The 4,410-nt window shown below is 58.9% G+C and carries 4 protein-coding genes; all 4 read left to right on the forward strand.

Annotated features, from left to right (window positions below; translation table 11 throughout):
• Positions 1-210 precede the first annotated feature (210 nt).
• Positions 211-609 carry a TraK family protein gene (locus RKP46_RS10955; RefSeq protein WP_311106675.1) on the forward strand — a complete coding sequence of 133 codons (399 nt, stop codon included), beginning with the start codon at positions 211-213 and terminating at the stop codon, positions 607-609.
• Positions 609-1,334, forward strand: a complete 726-nt coding sequence (locus RKP46_RS10960; RefSeq protein WP_311106676.1) for a conjugal transfer protein TraL — start codon at positions 609-611, stop codon at positions 1,332-1,334. Before RKP46_RS10955 ends, RKP46_RS10960 begins: the two co-directional genes overlap by 1 nt.
• The gene (locus tag RKP46_RS10965) at positions 1,334-1,771 is read left to right on the forward strand and encodes a conjugal transfer protein TraM (RefSeq protein WP_311106677.1); all 438 of its coding nucleotides are present in this window, start codon (positions 1,334-1,336) and stop codon (positions 1,769-1,771) included. The genes RKP46_RS10960 and RKP46_RS10965 overlap by 1 nt, the downstream gene beginning before the upstream one ends.
• Positions 1,772-3,115: 1,344 nt before the next feature.
• Positions 3,116-4,354, forward strand: coding sequence for a sigma 54-interacting transcriptional regulator (locus RKP46_RS10970; RefSeq protein ID WP_311106678.1), 1,239 nt, complete (start codon positions 3,116-3,118; stop codon positions 4,352-4,354).
• The last annotated feature ends 56 nt before the right edge of the window (positions 4,355-4,410 follow it).

Here is a 4,410-nt window from a genome sequence, read left to right on the forward strand (position 1 = left end):
CTTCACCTATCCTGCCCCGATATATGCCTTTCATACGCCAAGGGTAGCATGTCTCTGCCCTTGCTTGTAACATTTGATTCGTTATATCCTTTGTTGTGTAAAGGCAGGAAAGGGCTGGCAACGATCAAGCAACGGTCGAGAACAGGTAAGCCTGCTGCAGTGAGGACGAAACAATGACGGAACAACGGCAACAGCAACGCCGGGGGGTCGATGGCCAAGAGCTTGTCGGCGCGCATCGCTGAACGGATCGCGCGCAAGAAACCGGCCGGCAATGTGCGCAACCGGGCGGCCTTCCTGGCTCTGCGTGGCGAGGTCCAGCAAGCCATCGACGATGGCTGGCCGGTCAAGACGATCTGGGAAACGCTGCACGACGAAGAAAAGGTCGCCTTCAGCTACCAGGCGTTTCGCGGCTACGTGAATCGCCTGATCCTGTCGCCGCCAGGAAAGGGAGAAGCAGCGTCGACGCCAGCGGTGGCCGTTCAGTCCCGGCAGGTGGCCCCGAGCTTGGCCCCGCCGTCAGCCAACAACCCTGCCGAATGGAAACCCGAGAAGCCAACCGCGACCGGCTTCACATTCAACCGAACACCGAAGAAGGAGGATCTACTCTGATGGCGAAGATTCACATGGTTCTGCAAGGCAAGGGCGGCGTCGGCAAGTCGTTCATCGCGACGGTGATTGCGCAGTACAAGGTCAGCAAGGGGCAACAGCCCCTGTGCATCGACACCGATCCAGTGAACGCCACCTTCCACGGCTTCAAGGCGCTGAACGTCCGGCTCCTGGAAATCATGCAGGGCGACGAGATCCAGACCCGCAACTTCGACACCCTGGTCGAACTGATTGCTCCGTCGAAGGACGACGTGATCATCGACAACGGCGCCAGTTCGTTCGTACCACTGACGCACTACCTGATCAGCAACCAGGTGCCGGCGCTGCTGCAGGAGATGGGGCACGAAATGGTCGTGCACACCGTGATCACGGGCAGCCAGGCCCTCCTCGACACGGTCAGCGGCTTCGCCCAGCTCGCCAGTCAGTTCCCGGCCGAAGCCCTGTTCGTCGTCTGGCTCAATCCGTTCTGGGGGTCGATCGAGCACGACGGCAAGAGCTTCGAGCAGATGAAGGCCTACACGACCAACAAGGCGCGGGTGTCGGCCATCGTCAAGATCCCGGCCCTCAAGGAAGACACCTACGGCCGCGATCTGAGCGACATGCTGCAGGAACGCCTGACCTTCGACGAGACCCTGGCGATGGACTCCCTGACGATCATGACGCGGCAGCGCCTCAAGATCGTGAAAGCGCAACTGTTCAGCCAACTGGATAGCGCGGCGGTGCTGTGATGACCGACCTAGTCGAAGAACTGATCAAGGAAATCGCCGCCAAGCACGGCATCGCCGTCAGCCGCGACGACCCAATCCTGATCCTGCAAACGATCAACACCCGATTGCTGCAGGACAGCGCCAAGGCCCAGCAAGTCATGCTGGATCAGTACAAGGAAGAACTGGAAGCCTTGGCGCTGCGCTGGGGTAATGATGCCAGGGACAAGTCGGAGAGGATCCTGAATGCGTCGCTGATGGCTAGCAAGGGAGCGATGGCGAAGGTCATGCAGGAAGGGGCCAGGGAAGCGGCGGGGGTGGTGCGTGGGGAAGTCGATGCGGCGCTGGGGCGGGTTGCCGGCGCGATGCGTGATGCTCGACGGATCGGGGCCTTGAATGTGGTGGCGTCGTGCATTACGTGCCTGGCGGCAGCGGTTGCACTGTGGGCGGCGGTGCATTGAAGAGCGCCCTGCCCGCCGCAAACCATCCAGAAATTGAGAGTTGAAAGACCAAACCACCGGCTACGCCTCGAGTCATCGCCGCGCCCGGAACGTGAAAGCGAACGCCTGCGGGATCTTCTGACTGCTGACAAGCGTGAGGAGATCTTTGCTATCGAGATCATCGTCTATGCTAAGCCATTAACTTCACTTGGAACGACGCGAAGCATCATCTACCGTCTCGCAAACTTCAAGCTTGAAGCGGTCAGCTCACGCAACGGAAAAAATCGTACCCAAAGGTGCGTGACGGCCTTCGCCTAGCAGTAGTGCAAAACCGCGTCTGCAAGACATGACATGCAGGAGGGGCAGTTTGGACCCAGAAGAGCCATTCGGCTTCTCAAGCGAAAAATTTCCCAGCGCGAAGAGTGGCTAACAGATTCGAAAACCGCCGCTCCGCTCTGTGCGCTGTCGGCCCAGATCTCGGCTACTGCTGCTGTTCGCGCCTCGGCTGTGTGCGGTCAGCAATTTGCTTGTTAGCCGACGGCGGCGTCGGATTGGTGGATCCAATTCTCACCGATGATCATGAATGCGTCCTTCTCCTCTTGAGATTGGTACGGCCGGCAGGGGTAGTCACTATGGATTGGTCCATCGGACCAATCCGAGCATGACGAACAGGTGGTTGCTGTACAATCGGCATTGCCCAACCTGAAATCTGGCGTCACGCCGGTTTATGAATGGGCTACCAACACTCTCGCCCCAGTTGACTGCGAGGCGTGCACGAATCGCGTGAAAGTCGGATCTGAGTTGCCGCGGTAGGCTCGAGAGCGTGCCTTGTTGAACATTGGTGCGCGGGCAGCAGCGAGTACCGCGGGTGGGAAGACGGGGGGAGGATCTCATTTCATGCATCTGGAAGCCAAGGCAAGGGCTATGCATCCACCGGTGGGCTAGCCACATAACATGCGTCGTCGAGTTCTGATCTCTTGGATAGCCGTAAACAATGATCCCTACGAGCGTGATCGGGCAGGTAGTGCCTTTCGTCTTGTCGATGGATCACCGGTTCTTGGCCCCACTTTGACCTTGTTGTTCGATCCGGACTCAGCTTACGCCGGAAGCATTTCTGACTTCGTTCTGTTCCGCGGACCTTCGCGAGAAAGGGGGGAGACACGCGAATCTCGCGCGGTCAGTCAGACGTTGGAGGAACTGAGGGCCAGGGATCCTGGATTGCGCATTCATCAAGAGATCTGGGACGGTGATGATCCCACCGATCACGGACAGATATACGAGTTTCTGAGGGAGAGGCTCCCCACGGTACGGAGAAGGTTCGCCGACCAAGAATTGGTAATCCACGTCAGTCCCGGCACGCCTTCCATGCAAACGGTCTTGATACTGATGGGCGAAACTGGGTTTATCGATTCCCCGTTTTCCCTCGTCAAGTCCTATCGTAAGGACGAGCGGAACGGTCGTCCTGCTATCGTTCCCGTTTGGCTCGGCATAGAAAGCTACTACAAGGCATACCGTTCGGCTCGGCCCGCCGAGATGTCCTCAGAAGATGCTGCGGTCGTCTGGGATCCTGCGCGGTTTCAGTCGGAGCGGATGCGCCAGATCTTCGACGAGGCCCGTAGATTTGCGCAGTTGAATGTACCCGTCCTCTTGCTCGGTGAGCGAGGCACGGGCAAGACAACTCTGGCTGGCTGGATTCGATCTCACAGTCCCTACCGCGTAGAGGAACGAGATGCTCATTGGCCGGCGGTTGCGTGCGGCCAGTACAACCCAGAAACGATGCGTGCCGAGTTGTTCGGCTATAAGCGTGGTTCTTTCACTGGCGCCCTCAAGGACCACGAAGGCCTGCTCGCAGTGGCCCACAAGGACACACTGTTTCTCGACGAAGTAGGCGACATCGGCCGAGACCTCCAGCGCCTCCTGATCAAGGCCGTCGAGGAAAAGAGCTACATGCGCCTGGGCGACGATCGACAACTGACGAGCGACTTCAGACTGATTTCGGCGACTAACCTCACGCACGACAAGTTGCGCGAGCGATTGGATCCGGACTTTCTTGACCGCATCAGCATGCTCACGTTGCGGCTGCCACCCCTGCGTGAGATTCCTGAAGAGATTCCGTGGCTCTGGGAAACGGTTTTTTCACAAGCCTCACATAGGGCAGGTAGTGGCCGCGTCCGACTTCCGGCCGGTGCCCACCGGGCCATAGTGGACGAACTATCGCGTCATCCGCTTCCTGGAAACCTGAGAGACCTATTTCGCGTGGCGTACCGCACGATCGCGGCCACGGCCGACCGGCATTCACCGCTATCACCAACTGCTTCGTCCCAGTACGGGCTTGCGGGCATCGGAGGATCTGGCGCTGGCATTGGGACCGACTCGTTGCCGAGGTCTGTCGCCCGCGCATTCGCGGAGTCGGCAAGCCTGGATGCGCTGATCCAGCCTGGTGAAACCATCAAGACGAAGGTTATCGAGCGAGTTCTCAAGAGATACTTGGCGGACGAGTTTCGCCGGATCGCGAAGAAGCGGGGCGTGTCACCTGAGACCCTTTGCGACGTTACTGATCGCGCGTTGAGAGAGTGGTCGGCAAGCAAAGACTGGAACACTTGATCCGTAACCGTTCACACCCTCTTAAGAAACGCCGCCAGCGTGAGGATTTCTATGGC

This window comes from Accumulibacter sp., assembly GCF_031732815.1.
Lineage (GTDB): Bacteria > Pseudomonadota > Gammaproteobacteria > Burkholderiales > Rhodocyclaceae > Accumulibacter.

What these genes read in the sequence shown, in the direction of transcription:
- RKP46_RS10965 (WP_311106677.1), top strand. Translation starts at nt 1,334, where the DNA reads ATGACCGACCTAGTCGAAGAACTGATCAAGGAAATCGCCGCCAAGCAC.
- RKP46_RS10960 (WP_311106676.1), top strand. Translation starts at nt 609, where the DNA reads ATGGCGAAGATTCACATGGTTCTGCAAGGCAAGGGCGGCGTCGGCAAG.
- RKP46_RS10955 (WP_311106675.1), top strand. Translation starts at nt 211, where the DNA reads ATGGCCAAGAGCTTGTCGGCGCGCATCGCTGAACGGATCGCGCGCAAG.
- RKP46_RS10970 (WP_311106678.1), top strand. Translation starts at nt 3,116, where the DNA reads ATGCAAACGGTCTTGATACTGATGGGCGAAACTGGGTTTATCGATTCC.